Annotated in this window: 13 protein-coding genes; 9 read left to right on the top strand and 4 right to left on the bottom strand. The window is 60.1% G+C overall.

Annotation, left to right across the window (positions count from 1 at the left end; genetic code table 11):
• Positions 1 to 6 precede the first annotated feature (6 nt).
• Complete coding sequence (locus ACQY8Q_RS17875) at positions 7 to 1,038, top strand: polysaccharide deacetylase family protein (RefSeq protein ID WP_428429813.1); 1,032 nt, start codon at positions 7 to 9, stop codon at positions 1,036 to 1,038.
• Between the two features lie 12 nt (positions 1,039 to 1,050).
• On the opposite strand, the gene pdxH is transcribed toward ACQY8Q_RS17875, so the two are convergent.
• Positions 1,051 to 1,671, bottom strand: a complete 621-nt coding sequence (pdxH, locus tag ACQY8Q_RS17870) for a pyridoxamine 5'-phosphate oxidase (protein ID WP_428427796.1) — start codon at positions 1,669 to 1,671, stop codon at positions 1,051 to 1,053.
• A gap of 126 nt (positions 1,672 to 1,797) precedes the next feature.
• Between pdxH and ACQY8Q_RS17865 the strand changes: the two genes are divergently transcribed.
• The 4 genes from ACQY8Q_RS17865 (at position 1,798) to ACQY8Q_RS17850 (ending at position 5,319) form a co-directional block, all read left to right on the top strand.
• Positions 1,798 to 2,247, top strand: coding sequence for an RT0821/Lpp0805 family surface protein (locus ACQY8Q_RS17865; protein ID WP_428427795.1), 450 nt, complete (start codon positions 1,798 to 1,800; stop codon positions 2,245 to 2,247).
• A gap of 230 nt (positions 2,248 to 2,477) precedes the next feature.
• Positions 2,478 to 3,572 (top strand): DnaJ C-terminal domain-containing protein, encoded by a 1,095-nt coding sequence (locus ACQY8Q_RS17860; protein WP_428427794.1) that lies wholly within the window; start codon positions 2,478 to 2,480, stop codon positions 3,570 to 3,572.
• Positions 3,573 to 3,823: 251 nt separating this feature from the next.
• Positions 3,824 to 4,642 (top strand): enoyl-ACP reductase FabI, encoded by an 819-nt coding sequence (gene fabI / locus ACQY8Q_RS17855; protein ID WP_428427793.1) that lies wholly within the window; start codon positions 3,824 to 3,826, stop codon positions 4,640 to 4,642.
• Between the two features lie 92 nt (positions 4,643 to 4,734).
• Entirely contained in the window at positions 4,735 to 5,319 is a 585-nt protein-coding gene (locus ACQY8Q_RS17850; RefSeq protein ID WP_428427792.1) for a histidine phosphatase family protein, read from the top strand.
• Between the two features lie 96 nt (positions 5,320 to 5,415).
• Here the strand turns inward: ACQY8Q_RS17850 and ACQY8Q_RS17845 are convergent, their stop codons facing one another.
• Positions 5,416 to 5,676 (bottom strand): DUF1344 domain-containing protein, encoded by a 261-nt coding sequence (locus ACQY8Q_RS17845; RefSeq protein WP_428427791.1) that lies wholly within the window; start codon positions 5,674 to 5,676, stop codon positions 5,416 to 5,418.
• Positions 5,677 to 5,926: 250 nt separating this feature from the next.
• Between ACQY8Q_RS17845 and ACQY8Q_RS17840 the strand changes: the two genes are divergently transcribed.
• The 3 genes from ACQY8Q_RS17840 (at position 5,927) to ribB (ending at position 11,477) form a co-directional block, all read left to right on the top strand.
• Positions 5,927 to 9,106, top strand: a complete 3,180-nt coding sequence (locus ACQY8Q_RS17840) for a bifunctional diguanylate cyclase/phosphodiesterase (RefSeq protein ID WP_428427790.1) — start codon at positions 5,927 to 5,929, stop codon at positions 9,104 to 9,106.
• 155 nt (positions 9,107 to 9,261) lie between these two features.
• Positions 9,262 to 10,359: a chorismate synthase gene (aroC, locus tag ACQY8Q_RS17835; protein WP_428427789.1), complete on the top strand. Its 1,098-nt coding sequence runs from the start codon at positions 9,262 to 9,264 to the stop codon at positions 10,357 to 10,359.
• A 17-nt stretch (positions 10,360 to 10,376) separates the two neighbouring features.
• Complete coding sequence (gene ribB, locus ACQY8Q_RS17830) at positions 10,377 to 11,477, top strand: 3,4-dihydroxy-2-butanone-4-phosphate synthase (protein ID WP_426228855.1); 1,101 nt, start codon at positions 10,377 to 10,379, stop codon at positions 11,475 to 11,477.
• A gap of 162 nt (positions 11,478 to 11,639) precedes the next feature.
• Here ribB and ACQY8Q_RS17825 read toward each other — a convergent pair whose 3' ends face one another.
• The gene (locus ACQY8Q_RS17825; RefSeq protein ID WP_428426546.1) at positions 11,640 to 12,794 is read right to left on the bottom strand and encodes an IS4 family transposase; all 1,155 of its coding nucleotides are present in this window, start codon (positions 12,792 to 12,794) and stop codon (positions 11,640 to 11,642) included.
• 281 nt (positions 12,795 to 13,075) lie between these two features.
• Between ACQY8Q_RS17825 and ACQY8Q_RS17820 the strand changes: the two genes are divergently transcribed.
• On the top strand, positions 13,076 to 13,723 hold the full coding sequence (locus tag ACQY8Q_RS17820; protein WP_428427788.1) for a GNAT family N-acetyltransferase: 648 nt from the start codon (positions 13,076 to 13,078) through the stop codon (positions 13,721 to 13,723).
• On the opposite strand, the gene ACQY8Q_RS17815 is transcribed toward ACQY8Q_RS17820, so the two are convergent.
• Positions 13,720 to 14,910, bottom strand: a complete 1,191-nt coding sequence (locus tag ACQY8Q_RS17815) for a winged helix-turn-helix domain-containing protein (RefSeq protein WP_428427787.1) — start codon at positions 14,908 to 14,910, stop codon at positions 13,720 to 13,722. The genes ACQY8Q_RS17820 and ACQY8Q_RS17815 overlap by 4 nt on opposite strands.
• Positions 14,911 to 14,930 lie beyond the last annotated feature (20 nt).

Here is a 14,930-nt window from a genome sequence, read left to right as displayed (position 1 = left end):
AAAAACATGCTGCGACAGGTGGTCAAACGCACGGCCATTACCGGTGGCCTGACGGTTGCGGGACTGCTGCATGCCAGTGGACTGATGCGGCAGGCGCGTGGGCGCGGCGCGATCTTCACACTGCATCATGTCCGCCCGAAACATCCGCGCACCTTCGATCCCAATGCACATCTGGAGATCACTCCGGAGTTCCTGGATATTGCGATCACAACGTTGAAACGCGATGGCTACCGGTTCATCGCGCTGGATGCGCTGCCCGCCCATCTTTCCTCGGATGATCCCCAGCCAGTTGCCGTTTTCACGCTGGATGACGGCTATCGCAACAATCTCGATCATGCCGCCCCGGTTTTCGTGAGGCATGGCGTTCCCTTCACCGTCTTTGTCGCCGGCGGCTTTATCGACCGCACCCATACGCTCTGGTGGGAAACACTCGCCGATCTTCTTGAACGGCAATCGGGCCTGACCTTCGATTTTGGCGCAGGTGATGAAACTGTCGCGCTCGATAGCGTGCAACAGAAACAGGCCGCCTTCGACCGGTTTGTGGCCTTGCTTCACTCCATCAACGAAGCCACCGCGATTGACCGGCTGAACCGGGTAGCGCAGGCATCCGGCATCGATGCCTTCGGTATCACCGCCGCTTTGACGCTGAACGATGCCGGCCTCAAAACGCTGGTCGAAAATCCACTCGCCAGCCTTGGTGCGCACACCATCAGCCATCGTTCGGTGACGCGCCTGAACGACGAAACGGCGCGCGTGGAAATGGATCTTTCAGCTCGCAGGGTGGAGCAGATCACTGGAGACCGGCCGAAATCGCTGGCCTACCCGTATGGCTTTGCCACCGCCGTCTCGGTCCGCGATCACCGGCTGGCCGCCAGCCTTGGCTTCACCACTGCGGTCACGACGCAGCCTGGAACGCTGTCCGATACCGTCAACACCGCCGCCCTGCCGCGCATCTCGCTGAATGGTCACTTTCAAAAGGCCGGCCACGTCAGCGCACTTGCATCAGGTATCGCCTTCAAATTGATGGGCGCGCGCTAACGCGCGCTCCGGTCAGGGATACATCCGTACCTTGTTCCAATCGCCTTCTGCCTCATCGCGGCGGAACTCGATCCGGTCGTGCAGGCGGAAGGCGCCGTCCTTCCAGAACTCGATCGAGGTTGGCCGGATGCGGAAACCCGACCAGTGATCGGGGCGCGGAATCTCGCCAATGGCATATTTCAACGTGTATTCGGCAACGGCCTTCTCCAGCGCAAACCGGCTTTCGAGCGGCCGTGACTGCTTTGACGCCCAAGCGCCGATGCGGCTGCCCCGCGCGCGGGTCTTGTAATATTCGTCGGCCTCTTCGTTGCTGACAATCTCCACCGGACCACGGACCCGGACCTGACGGCGCAAGGTTTTCCAATGAAAACACATCGCGGCCTTCATGCTGCCGAGAATTTCCTGTCCCTTCTGGCTTTCGAAATTGGTGTAGAAGACGAAACCGCGCTGGTCGAAGTCCTTCAACAGCACCATCCGTACATCCGGCAGGCCATCGGCATCCACAGTCGCCAGTGCCAAGGCATTGGGATCATTGATTTCTGCGGCCTGTGCCTCTTTCAGCCACGTGCCAAAAAGGGAAAAGGGCTCATTCTCTTGCGTGAAGTCACCAGTTGTTAACCCAGTCTCGCTCATATTGCCATCCAATGCCGTAATGTGTGGCGCGGACGCAGTTTCCGCCCGCCGATCAATAAATGTCAGAGCTTGCACGTCGCGTCTTAGGACCTTGAAGCCGCTCTTTCCAGTCTGACAGGTATGCCATTGCAAGACATAGCAAAGTGGATAGAGGACACAAAGGTTTTATCCCGATTGAGTGGGATTGCCGCAGTGTGCCTGGCCACGACCAGCCTTTCGGGATGCCTCGGAGGTCTCGATTTTTCCGGAACACCTGATGTCGACAGGACGGTTGCGACAAGTTCCGTGCCGTCTGCCCGCAGTGATGAAGACAATTCGGACGCGATGACTGTGCGAAACGCCGTGTCCTCCGCCGATGTGACGCGGATTGCCGGAAACCCCATCCCCTGGGCGAATTCAAGCTCGGGCAGCGCCGGTGTGATCAGCAGCATCTCCGAGGAACAGGTCAACGGCACCACCTGCCGCCGGTTCACCACCACCCGCCATTCCTATCAGGGCATCGCCAAGTTCGACGGCAATACCTGCCTGCTCGGCAATGGCCAATGGTATCTTACCAGCTTTGGCCCACGCAGCTGAGTGACCGATTGCCAGACTTCGCTACCGCGCATTAACCACGCTGCAACAAAGACGCGGTGGCAAGCCATTTACACAACCGCCGCACGCCCGCAGCTAACCGGAATTTAAGCAGCTGCTTCTCATCATCACCAGCAAAGGGAAAAGACCGCCAGGAAGCGGCTTCCCGATTGTTTCAACAGGCTGAAGGACCGCTGGATGCGGCGCATCAGTCTTCAAGGGCGGTGACAGGCATGCGTGATCCCTATTCAGTGCTCGGCGTCAGACGCAATGCCGGACCGGATGAGATCAAGGCTGCATGGCGGTCCGTGGCAAAAGCCGTACATCCCGATCAGAACCAGGATGATCCGCTGGCCACCCAGCGTTTTGCCGAGGCCGGCCGCGCCTACGAGGTCTTGAAGGATCCGAAGCTGCGCAACCGCTACGACTATGCCCGCCGCGAGGCGGAACTGCGCCGCATGGAAGAGATGAAGCGCAAGGCACGGGGCACGGAAGACGAGACCATCGATCCGGAAACTGCCGAAGACATGATTTCGCGCATTTTCGAGACCAAGGATCGCGCAAAGGCTCAGAACGCCCGCCCGCCAGAGAAAAAGCCGGCGGCGGCACCGCAGGCAAAGGCCGAGCCGAAACCGGAACCCCGGCCAGAACCAAAGGCCGAAACGGTAGCGGAGCCGGAGGCCAACCCGGAAACAAAGCCCGAGCCATCGGACAAGATGCCGATCTTCGGCGGCTTTCCAAGGGCCGCAGCACCAGCTGCGGACCTTGTCTCGGCCATCGTGCGGCGGATACGCGGGGCTGCCAGCAAACCGGCGCCTGAAAAAGTGCCGGACATTTTCTGCGACGTCACGGTTTCGATCGAGGATATTTTCCGCCGCGAAAAGGCAACGGCAACTTTGCCCGACGGCCAGACGCTGAAGGTCGCCCTGCCCGCCGGCACCACCGATGGCAGCATCGTTCGCCTCAAGGAGATGGGCTACCGGTTGAACGGCATGCAACGTGGCGATGTCGTCGTTGCGGTGCGGGTGCTCCAGGATGGCCGCTTCCGCACCGACGGAACAGACCTGCGCACTACGCTGCCCGTCAATATCCAGGATGCGATCCTTGGATGCGACATGACGGTGGAGACACTGACTGGCCCGGTCAACGTGACCATTCCGCCCTGGTCCGGGTCTGACCATGTGATCCGGCTGGAGGGGCACGGCCTGCCGACAGCAGACGGCAAACGCGGCGATCTTTTGGTGGAGCTGCGGCTGATGCTGTGGGAAAAGCCGGATGAAAAGGTCACCGACCTGATGCGCAGCCTCCGCAACGGCCTATTCCTGTAAAGGTTTTGCGACAAATCCCGTGGACGGCTGCGGGCTTATTGGCTGCTGACCCAATATTACGGGGACTAACAGTTCCTGATCTCACCCGCGCTTGAACCACCGGGACGGCTATGTCATAGCCAAAGCTCGAAAAATTCCGAGCCGACGCGACCGCAAGGGGCGCGAAGGTTCCGGCAGGTTCAACATATGCGAGTTTCCAGTCGGCCAAGCCTGACTGATGAAAGCATAGGCTTTATTGGGGGCATAACATCATGTCGCAAACATCGGGTCTGATGACGGGCAAACGCGGCCTCATCATGGGTGTCGCAAACAATCGCTCGATCGCATGGGGTATTGCCAAGGCAATTCACGCGCAGGGCGGCGAACTGGCATTCACCTATCAGGGCGACGCCTTGAAGAAGCGGGTCGAACCGCTGGCCGAAGAACTCGGTGCAGTCATGGCCGGCCACTGCGACGTCAGTGACGAATCCACCATTGATGCCGTCTTCGAGCATCTGGAAAAAACGTGGGGCAAGATCGACTTCCTCGTGCACGCCATCGGCTTTTCCGACAAGGACGAACTGACCGGCCGCTATGTCGATACGTCGGCTGCGAATTTCGCCCTGACCATGAACATCTCGGTCTATTCCTTCACCGCTGTTGCACGGCGCGCCGAAAAGCTGATGACCGATGGCGGCTCGATGCTGACCATGACCTATTACGGCGCCGAAAAAGTGATGCCGAACTACAATGTCATGGGCGTTGCCAAGGCTGCACTCGAAGCCAGTGTCAAGTATCTCGCCGTCGATCTCGGCCCAAAGAACATTCGCGTCAACGCGATCTCGGCTGGCCCGATAAAGACTCTTGCAGCCTCCGGCATTGGCGACTTCCGCTATATTCTGAAGTGGAACGAGTACAACGCGCCGCTGCGCCGCACCGTCACCATCGAGGAAGTCGGCGATGTCGGCCTCTACATGCTGTCGGACCTGTCGCGCTCGGTTACCGGTGAAATCCATCATGCCGACAGCGGCTACCATGTCATCGGCATGAAGGCCGTCGACGCGCCAGATATCGCCGTCGTCAAGGACTGATCTGCATCTGAAATTACTCCGGGGCTCTCGAATAGTCGGGCGCCCCGGCTCCTCGCGTCGGGCTCCTCAGCCCCCTGCCCCGGAGTTTCTCCGTGACCATCTATGTGATCCGCCACGGCCAGACCGACTGGAATGCGCAAATCCGCATGCAGGGCCAGAAGGATATTCCGCTCAATGATACCGGCCGCAGCCAGGCCAGCGGCAATGGCCGCGCGCTTCTGGCTCTTCTCGGGAATGAGACAAACAAATTCGATTTCGTCGCAAGCCCGCTTCACCGCACCCGCGAGACCATGGAACTCATCCGCGACGCCATGGGGCTTGCCCGCACCGGCTACCGGATGGACGACCGGTTGAAGGAAGTTTCCTTCGGTGACTGGGAAGGCTACACGATGGCCGAACTCGAGCGGGAGATGCCCGAGCGGGTGGCGGAACGTGAACTGTCGAAATGGGACTTCATTCCGCCGGGTCCGGATGCCGAAAGCTACGAGATCCTCTCGTGGCGCGTCGGTGCATGGCTGTCCAGCGTTTCCGGACCGACTGTCTGCGTCAGCCATGGTGGCGTCATCCGCACGCTGTTCAAACTATGCGGCGCCATGGATGCGGAAGAGGCAGCGCTTGGCGCCATTCCACAGGATCGAATCTTGAAGATCGAGAACGGCACGATCGGCTGGCTCTAAGCCTCAGCCCTTGCCGAAGATGGGACGGCGGCCGAATGTTCCGTCAGTCCCGCCACCCAATTGACGCGGCACCGTTGCGGTGCCGCGAACGCAGATTTACTGCACGATTTCCAAATCATTGATGACGCGCTTGCCATCGACCTCGGTGTAGAAAACCAAAACCTTGACGCCTTGCTTCAGGCCATCGAAGTTGAATTCTTCCGGCGCCTGGTAGTTCTTGCCATCGTCCAGCGACAGACTCAGTTTGTCGGTATCGACGCCGGTGATTACGGCTTCGACATCGGCACTTTCGGCGAAGGCGGCAAGCGGCGAGAAGAAACCGGCTGCGGCCATCAATGCAGCAACGATGAAACGCATCTCTCTTGCCCTCTTCAGTGATTCATTCAAATTTATTGTGCCCACTGTTTGACCTCCGATTGTGGCAAAAATCGCCCGTTGCCGTGTCATTTAAAATTTTATCGAATTTGGGCCGCTCATGGTTAACCAAATTCTAATCGACAGCGTTCCTCCCCGTCGAAGCGGCGATTTCATAGCAGGAACAGCCTCTAAAGCCAATCTTAAGACTCGGCCTCTACCGTGAGGCCGGGGAATATGGGGTGCATGGCCGTTGACTAAAAGCGCTACAATCCGTCATCGCGCCTGGACGCTTGCCAGGCTGGCGAAACCGTCGCTTTTCCCCGCTTTCATCGCCGCAGCGGTCGTCTTCACGGGCGGCTATTTCTTCGAGCAGCAGAACCGCGAAAATTTCCGCAGCGAGCTGAAGAGCAACGTTCAAAACGAGCTCAACCTTGTCTCTCTGCGCCTGCAAAGCGAGATCAACAACAACATCACCGCGCTGCGCGGCTTTGCCAACAATTTCTCCGTCGATCCGGCGATGGGGCAATCGCTTTTTGACCAGCTGGCCACCAAGCTACTGCTGCAGAACCCGCAGATGGTGCGCGTCAGCGCCGCCCCCGATGCCGTCATCCGCATGACGTTTCCGCTGAAGGGAAACGAGCGGATGATCGGCACCGATTTCAAGAAATTCGGGTCCTCACGGGTGGCCATCGACCGTGCCGCATCAAAGGCCAAGCCCATTCTGGCGGGCCCGGTCAGATTGCCGAGCGGCCGGACCGGCTTCAACCTGTTTTCGCCGGTCTTCACCCGGATGGATAACAGCCTGGTCTTCTGGGGCTTCATGGAAGCCGTCATCGATGAGCGGGATATCTACGCCAACGCGGGCCTCATCGACACGGGTAAGCATCATGACGAAGCCGACGGCGGCCACCGGCATACCAATATCCAGCTGGCAATCCGCGATGTCTCGGTGAAAACCAGCATTCAGGATGCGTTCTTCGGCGATACCGACCTGTTCGAGAAATCCCCCGTTATCCGCCAGCTGCAACTGCCCGGCGGCACCTGGGAACTGGCCGCGATCCCGGCGGACGGCTGGGCGCAGGAGCCCGCCAACAGCACATGGCTCGAAATTGCCATTCTGGTCGCTGCAGCGGTCATCATCATTCCGATCTTTCTCACCGGCGGGTTCGTCAACGAACGCCAGCGCAACATCGCAAAACTTCGCTCCCGCGAGCGGGAACTGCTGACCGTCTCGCACCGGCTGAACCTGGCGCTTGAGTCCTCCAAGATCGGCATCTGGGAAATCGACCTCGATACCCAGACCCGCTCCTGGGACGAGCGCATGTACCATCTGCATGGCCTGCCACCCGGCAGCGGCGATCCGAGCTATGCGGAATGGCGCGGCTCCGTGCATCCAAACGATATCAAGGCGGCATCGTTGACATTGTTCAGAGCACTGGACGAGGATCTGGAATACCGCTCGCAGTATCGCATCGTCATGCCCGATGGCAGCATCCGCCACGTCCGCAATGCCGGCTCCACCCATGCGGGCGCCGACGGCAAGGCCAAGATCACCGGCATCAGCTGGGATGTGACCGACGACGTGATGATGACGGAGCAGTTGCGCACCGCCAAGGCTGTTGCCGACCAGAAGAACGCCGAGCTGGAAGAGGCGCTGACCGGCCTGTCGGAAAGGGAACAGCAGCTGGAGGCGATGACCAAACGGCTCGACCTTGCGCTTGGTTCCTACCAGTGCGGCATGTGGGAGGCAGACCTTGCTGCTGGGGTCACCTATTGGGACGAGCGCATGCACCAGCTCTATGGGCTGACCTATAGCGATGGCATCACGACACACGAAACCTGGATCAATACGATCCATCCGGATGACCGCGCAGAGACGCTTGCGAACGTTGACCGGACCGCCTCGCAAGGTACTCCCTATGTTCAGGCATCCCGGGTCCAGCTGCCGGACGGAACGATCCGGCATGTCCGCTCCGTTGGCAAGGTCCACGAGACACCGGGCGGCGGCCGTAAACTGATCGGCATCGCCTTCGATATCAGCGATGACGTGCTGTTGACGGATGAGCTGCGCGCCGCAAAGGCGATGGCGGAGGCCAAGAACGATGAACTCGCCGATGCCAAGGACCGTATCGAGCACAACGCGCTGCACGATCCGCTAACGGGGCTTGGCAACCGTCGCATGCTCGACAAGGCGCTTGAAACGCTGTCGAATGCCCGCAAGGACGGCTTGCAGAACATCGCCATCCTGCACATCGATCTCGACCGCTTCAAGCAGATCAACGATACCCTTGGCCATGCTGCCGGCGACGCGATGCTGGTGCACGCATCGAAAATACTGCGCTCCAGTGCGCGGCCCGGCGATATGGTGGCGCGCATCGGTGGCGACGAATTCGTCGTGCTGGTCGCCAATCCGCCGAGCAAGGCTTTCCTGTCCGGTCTTTCCGAACGCATCATTGTCCAGATGCGCCAGCCTGTCGATTACAACGGCTTTCCCTGCCGCTTCGGCGTCAGTATCGGCATTGCGTCCGCCGGCGACATGGCGATCGACGAGCGCCAGCTGCTGGTCAATGCCGATATCGCGCTCTACCGGGCTAAGGAAAGCGGACGCAACCGCCATGAATTCTTCACCGAGGCGCTGCAGGCCGAGATCATCACCACAAAACGCATCGCCGACGAAATTCTCGAAGGCATCGAAAAGAACCAGTTCGTCGCCTGGTATCAACCGCAGTTTGACGCAGGCACCCTGCGGCTCTCTGGCGTCGAAGCTCTGGTTCGCTGGAACCACCCGCGCGAGGGCATTCTGACGCCGGACAAGTTCCTGCATATCGCCGAGGAACTGGATGTGGTGGCAACGATCGACCGCATCGTGCTTGACCGGTCGTTGATTGATGCGATGCGCTGGGCAGCCATGGGGATCGACGTTCCGAAGATCTCCGTCAATGTGTCGGCCAAACGGCTGAGCGACGAGACGCTTCTCAACTCTTTGAAGGGCCTGTCTTTCAAGCCCGGCCAGCTATCGTTCGAACTGGTGGAATCAATCTTCCTCGACGAAAGCGACGACATCGTCACCGCCAATATCGAGGGCATCAAGAAACTTGGCATCGATATCGAGATCGACGATTTCGGCACCGGCCATACCTCGATCGTCAGCCTGCTGAAAATCAAACCGAAACGGTTGAAGATCGACCGGCAGCTGGTCGCACCGATCCTTAATTCCCGCAACGAACAGGCATTGATCCGCTCGATCATCGAAATCGGCCGGTCGCTTGGCATCGAGACGGTGGCCGAGGGCGTGGAAACCATGGCGCATGCGGAAATGCTCGGCCTGCTCGGCTGCGACCTGTTGCAGGGCTATGCCTTCGCCAAGCCTTTGAGCTTCGACAAGTTCGTGGCATTTGCCAGCAAGGAAGCCCTGCGGCTGGCCTCCTGATTAGCCTTTGCGGCGAGACAGACTGTTCACGCGGCAATCATGATATTTCGCCAGAAAGGTTTTCCCTTTCCGGCGTTTTCCACTATGAGTGCGCCTACTGAATGGCGCAGCGGCTCGCCCGGATGCGCTTGGCCTCATATCCGGTTGCCTGATCCATGTCGCACAATACTTTCGGTCATCTTTTCCGCGTTACCACCTGGGGCGAAAGCCACGGCCCGGCGCTCGGCTGCGTCATCGACGGCTGCCCTCCCGGTATCCGTTTCACCCTGCCCGAGTTGCAGGCCTGGCTCGACAAGCGCAAGCCCGGCCAGTCACGCTTCGTCACCCAGCGCCGCGAGGACGATCTGGTCAAGATCCTCTCCGGCGTGATGCTGGACGGCGACGGCGAGACAATGATTACCACCGGCACGCCGGTCTCGATGATGATCGAGAACACCGACCAGCGCTCCAAGGACTATTCCGAGATTTCCAAGAGCTACCGGCCGGGCCACGCCGATTATACATATGACGTCAAATACGGCATCCGCGACTATCGCGGCGGCGGACGCTCATCGGCGCGCGAGACGGCGGCCCGTGTTGCAGCCGGCGGCATTGCCCGCAAAGTCGTGCCGGGACTTCTGGTTCGCGGCGCGCTGGTGCAGATCGGGAAGCACAAGATCAACCGCGACAACTGGGACTGGAACGAAGTCGGCAACAACCCGTTCTTCGCGCCGGATCCGGCCATTGTTCCGGTCTGGGAAGAATATCTCGACGGCATCCGCAAGTCCGGGTCCTCGGTCGGCGCCGTCGTCGAAGTCATAGCCGAAGGTGTGCCGGCCGGTATCGGCGCACCGATCTACGCCAAGCTTGACCAGGACATCGCCTCCAACCTGATGTCGATCAACGCTGTCAAGGGTGTGGAGATCGGCAACGGTTTTGGCGCTGCCGAAATCACCGGCGAAGAAAATGCCGATGAAATGCGGATGGGCAATGACGGCCAACCGATCTTCCTGTCGAACCATGCCGGCGGCATCCTCGGCGGCATCTCGACCGGCCAGCCGGTGATCGCACGCTTTGCCATCAAGCCGACCTCCTCGATCCTCACCGAACGCCAGTCGATCGACAGTGACGGCAACAATGTCGATATCCGCACCAAGGGCCGTCATGACCCCTGCGTCGGCATCCGCGCTGTCCCCATCGGTGAAGCCATGCTTGCCTGTACCATTGCCGATCACTACCTGCGCGACCGTGGCCAGACCGGCCGGTTGAAGTAACATCCAAGGAAGAACCCATGCCCTTTGACCAGAAGCGCGTTGCCGATGCCATCCGGGCCTTCGAGGCCGGCGAAATCGTTGTTGTTACCGATGACGACGGCCGCGAGAACGAAGGCGACCTGATCGTCGCAGCTGTGCATTGCACGCCGGAAAAGATGGCCTTCATCGTGCGCCACACATCCGGCATCGTCTGCACGCCGATGCCGAAGGAAGAGGCCAAGCGCCTCAACCTCAACGCCATGGTGGCGGAAAACGATTCGGCTCACACGACGGCCTTCACCGTCACCGTCGATTTCAAGCACGGCACGACGACAGGCATTTCGGCCGAAGACCGGACGCTGACGGTGCGCAACCTTGCCAACCCGAACGTGGGGGCAGCCGACTTCACCCGCCCCGGCCATATCTTCCCGCTGGTCGCCCGCGAAGGCGGCGTGTTGATGCGGTCCGGCCATACGGAAGCCGCCGTCGATCTCTGCCGCCTTGCCAGCCTGCCGCCGATCGGCGTCATCTGCGAACTGGTCAACGACGACGGCACGGTGACGCGCGGACCGCAGGTGACTGATTTTGCTGAAAAGCATGGTCTCAAGCAGGTCTCGGTCGCCGATCTCATCGCCTACCGCCAGCGCAAGGAAACGCTGATCAATCTGGAGGCGACCTTCGACGTCGACACCCCCTATGGCAAGGCCAAGGCGCATGCCTATTCGCTACCCTGGGACCCGATGCAGCATCTCGCCGTCACCTTCGGCGACATCCGCGACGGCGTCGATATCCCCGTCCGCCTGCATCTGGAAAATGTCGCCGCGGACGTGTTCGGCCGCGATTGCCAGCTCGATCCGATCATGAAGCGCATGTCCGAACAGGGCCGCGGCGTCATCGTCTATCTGCGCGAAGGCTCGGTCGGCGTCGGGGTCTCAACGACCGCACGCGCCGGCAAACATGAGCGCGAAGAGCACAGCGAAGCACAGGCGCGCGAAAGCGAATGGCTGGAAATTGGCCTCGGCGCCCAGATCCTGAAGGATCTCGGCATCACTTCGATCCGCTTGCTCTCCTCGCGTGAGCGCCACTATGTCGGGCTGGAAGGTTTCGGCATCGAGATCGCGGCGACGGAAATCATCTGAGGGGCAGGCGCCCGCATGAACATTCAAAGGTCGCCGGTTCCATTGCCACCGGTGGTCTAAGACTGCAGGCAAACCTTAAACCTTAGGGTTTGGGCTTTCCGTTGATTCTCTGGGCACCTCATCTCCTGCGTCATGCTCGCCCTTGTGGCACTGCTGTCCGGTTTAAAATCCCAACCCGCTCAAGGTCATCTGTCCTGTGTCGTTTGATGGGCTGGGTGGTGGCTTTGTGAGGCTGTCGGTTCGGCGGCGATGCATGAGATTGGCGCGCACGAGGCGGGCGAAGGCGAGCGGACTCTGGACGTTTGTCTGATCGGCCTGGGCCATGCGCAACAGCAGATAGGCGATGAGGGCGGCGGCAATCTGGATACGGACCGCGTTCTCGCTATTGCCGAGAAAATGCCGGATCTTTAGCGTCTGCTTGACCCAGCGGAAGAACAGTTCGATCGCCCAACGGCGCTTGTAGAGATCGGCGATCTCGTCCGCTGGCGCATCGAGATCGTTGGTGAGCAACCGCAAAACCTTGCCTGTTTGTGTCCTGACACTGATCTCGCGCACGGGATCGCCAAACGGGTTCTTGCGGTTTTTCGCCTGGCGGGCTGGCAACAGGCCGATGCGGTCGGACAGGATGGTGCCGTTGCTGTTGAGCGGTTGTTCGCGCGTTACGGCCAGCGGCGTATGCGACTTGAACCGCGTGACGATCCGGCATCCGGCCTTGTCCATTCTGGCCCACCAGCCGAAATCATAATAGCCGAGATCGAAGACATGGGTGGCGCCCGCTTCGATCGGCATGACCTTGGCTGCGGTGATGTCATTGACATTGGCAGGCGTCACCGCCGCGTAGATCGGCCGTTCGGCCAGCGCATCATAGACGATATGGACCTTGGCACCGCAGGCCTGATGGGAAAACTGCGCCCAGTCGCTTCCCGCTCCACTCAGGCGGACCCCAGTCGCGTCGATCAGATAGGTGGCCTCACCGGCCGCCCGGCGCAGGCCGCGTCCTGCCCTTGCCACCAGTTCAGCAAACAGGCCGGCAAACACCGCGCTTGAACGCTTCGCATTGGCGTCGGCAAGCGTCGAGCGCGAGGCCGGACGCGCACCGAGATGGTAAAGACGCGCCGCATGACTTTCCAAACCGCCGGCGATCTCGCGCAAACTCACCGCACCGGCCAATTGGCCGTACAAAAGGGCGATCAACTGTGTCCGCGTCGAGAGCCGCCGAACATGTTTGTCGGCCCCATGTTCCTCCACAAGCCTGTCAAAAGCCGACCATGGAACGCGCTTCAAAAGATCATGAAAGACGCTATTGTGATGCCGCACGGGGTTGCTCCTCCTTCGTGTTCGAGATCGTCGCCAAACGCTCGAATACGAGTAGAATCAACACCGTGCACCATGTCTACAAAATTTAAACCGGACAGCAGTGCCCTTGTGGCGGGCATCCAGCCAGCTCAAGTCTTTGAGCTGAAATAGTCTTTTGACCCGACGGACGTCGGGTCGCTGGATCCCCACCACAAGGGTGAGGATGACGGAGCTTGAGGCTTCCAATCTGCCAGAGCGAACATCCGCAGAGTTTGTTAGCAGTCTGAAACCACGGTCAGGGCATGACCGTTGGTCTTTTGTGTTTACTGGGAGAAAGAGCGACACCGATTTGCCTTGGCCTGGAACTCCGAAAAAATCAGGGCATAGTTGCCAAGGCGCGGGAGGGATGTTCGAAAATGGCCGTTTTGCAGACAACGCGACTGACGCTCAGTCCTTGCACACCAAATGACTGCGCTGATTTCATCGACCTTGAGCGTGATCCGGAGGTCATGCGTTTTCTGAATGGCGGCCACGCCGTTGATCGTGAGACGATAGGTCCGGATGCGACGTTCCTCACGCCCAGAGGAACGGAGCCCTACATTTGGACGGCGCGCCGGACAGCCAACGGTGCGTTCGTCGGGTGGTTTTGCCTGTGGCCGGAGAGCGAGGGCTTGGCCGAGCTCGGATATCGCCTGCGCAGGATGGATTGGGGCCAGGGGCTGGCTTCGGAGGGCGCGCTGGCTCTGGTTAATTGGGGCTTTGAAAGCGGTCAGTACGACAAGATCGCGGCAACGACGATGGCAATCAACCTCGGATCGCGCCGCGTGATGGAAAAGATCGGCCTGAGCTACGCACGTACAGTCATGTACGACGGACCGGATCCTATTCCCGGCAGCGAAAATGGCGAAGTGTGGTACGCGTTGACGCGCTCGGACTGGAAAGGCGTCTAACCGTCCCATCCCGCCAGAAACACCACCCGCTCTACCCCCGCGAACTTTGCCACACGGGCCAACTCTGCCTCCAGCCGCTCCATCCGGCCCGACGATGAGCGGACGCCCTTTTCCCACCAGAGCCGCTTGACGTTCAGCGCGCCGGTCTTGCGCTCGGCCTTCATGTCGATGCGGCCGACGATGCGGTCGCCTTCGAGCAGCGGGAAGACGTAATAGCCGTATTCGCGTTTCGGCTCGGGCACGAAGATTTCGATGCGGTAGTAGAAGCCGAACAGCCGTTCGGTGCGGTTGCGGTCGCGAATCAGCGGATCAAAGGGGCTGAGCAGCCGAAGACGCGCCGGTGGATCGATGAGATCGCCAAGGTTGTCGGGGAAGCCGGTGAAGGCATAGGAGAGGCGCGGCTTGTCACCGTCGGCAGGCTCGATCATCACCTCGCACAGTTCATCGCGATGATCGCTGACCCAGGCCTTGGCTTCCTCCGGCGAGATCAGCGCGAAAAAGGCCGAGAGTTCGCCGTGCGTGGCAAAGCCGAGCCGGGTCAGTGCCGCGCGGCAGCACCAGTCGACGAACTCCTCGTGGCTGACATCCGGCTCGTGATGATGGCCGGGGATGACCCGCTCGGTCAGATCGTAGACTTTTTGGAAATTATCCCTCCGGGCGATTGCCACCTTGCCGGTGCGCCAGAGATATTCGAGCGCCGTCTTGGACGGATGCCAGTTCCACCAGCCGCCGGATACCCTGCCCTCAAACTTGAAATCGCGCGCCATGACTGCGCCTTCGGCGTGAATTTTCGCATAGATTTCGTCAAAAGCCTCTTCGAAACCTTCCTCGCGCCATTTGCGCCAGCGCTCGATGATGGTTTCGCCTTCGCGACGAAAACGGTGTTTCCAGTAGACGAAGAAACGGCTCGGGATGATCGAGGCGTCGTGCGTCCAGTGCTCGAACAGCGCTCCGTCCTTTTCCAGAAGCTCGGTCAGGTGCTCGCGCTTGTAGGTCTGGTTGCGGGAAAACAGGATCTGGTGATGGGCGCGCTCGACGGTCGAGATGCTGTCCACCTGAACGAAACCGATCTCATGGATGAGATCGAGCAGACCCTGCTTGCCGAGCGCCCGGTTGGGGGCTGCGGCCAGGCCTTGCTTGTTGAGGAAGATGCGCCGGGCATCGCGGTTGGAAACGAGAATCGCCATTCGACAATCTAGGCAAATGT

The organism is Pararhizobium sp. (assembly GCF_965279435.1).
In the GTDB taxonomy this organism is placed as follows: Bacteria; Pseudomonadota; Alphaproteobacteria; order Rhizobiales; family Rhizobiaceae; genus Pararhizobium.
This window is presented reverse-complemented; position numbering and strand designations above follow the sequence as displayed.

Bases quoted from the DNA above. Each gene is read 5' to 3' on its own strand.
- ACQY8Q_RS17875 (WP_428429813.1), top strand. From the start codon at position 7: ATGCTGCGACAGGTGGTCAAACGCACGGCCATTACCGGTGGCCTGACG.
- pdxH (WP_428427796.1), bottom strand. From the start codon at position 1,671: ATGAGCGAGACTGGGTTAACAACTGGTGACTTCACGCAAGAGAATGAG.
- ACQY8Q_RS17860 (WP_428427794.1), top strand. From the start codon at position 2,478: ATGCGTGATCCCTATTCAGTGCTCGGCGTCAGACGCAATGCCGGACCG.
- fabI (WP_428427793.1), top strand. From the start codon at position 3,824: ATGTCGCAAACATCGGGTCTGATGACGGGCAAACGCGGCCTCATCATG.
- ACQY8Q_RS17845 (WP_428427791.1), bottom strand. From the start codon at position 5,676: ATGCGTTTCATCGTTGCTGCATTGATGGCCGCAGCCGGTTTCTTCTCG.
- aroC (WP_428427789.1), top strand. From the start codon at position 9,262: ATGTCGCACAATACTTTCGGTCATCTTTTCCGCGTTACCACCTGGGGC.
- ribB (WP_426228855.1), top strand. From the start codon at position 10,377: ATGCCCTTTGACCAGAAGCGCGTTGCCGATGCCATCCGGGCCTTCGAG.
- ACQY8Q_RS17820 (WP_428427788.1), top strand. From the start codon at position 13,076: ATGACCGTTGGTCTTTTGTGTTTACTGGGAGAAAGAGCGACACCGATT.
- ACQY8Q_RS17815 (WP_428427787.1), bottom strand. From the start codon at position 14,910: ATGGCGATTCTCGTTTCCAACCGCGATGCCCGGCGCATCTTCCTCAAC.